The 359-nt window shown below is 69.4% G+C and carries 1 protein-coding gene; it reads left to right on the top strand.

What is annotated here, in order from left to right; genetic code table 11:
- A partial coding sequence (locus J0A65_RS26515) for a hypothetical protein (protein ID WP_416135339.1) occupies positions 1 to 359 on the top strand: 359 nt, incomplete at both ends.

Genomic DNA, 359 nt, shown 5'->3' with positions numbered 1-359 from the left:
CCTGACGGCCAACAACACCAGCACGGGCAGCAGCACCGTGTTCGCCGGCACGCTGATCGTGGACGGCAACACCAGCAGCACGACCACCGTGGCTAGCGGTGCCACGCTGGCCGGCAGCGGCTCGCTGGGGGGCAACGTCACCGTGCAGAGCGGCGGCACCCTGTCCCCCGGCAATGGCGGTGCAGGCAGCCTCAACATCAACGGCAACCTCAGCCTGGCCGCAGGCAGCACCCTGGCCCTGGACATCAACGGCACGACGGCGGGTAGCGGCTATGACCGGGTGCTGGTCAATGGCTCGGCCAATCTCTCCGGCGCGACCCTGGCCGTCACTCATGGCTACACGGCTGGCAGTGGCGACC

The sequence above is a fragment of the Bowmanella yangjiangensis genome, assembly GCF_017255015.1.
Lineage (GTDB): Bacteria > Pseudomonadota > Gammaproteobacteria > Enterobacterales > Alteromonadaceae > Bowmanella > Bowmanella yangjiangensis.
This window is presented reverse-complemented; position numbering and strand designations above follow the sequence as displayed.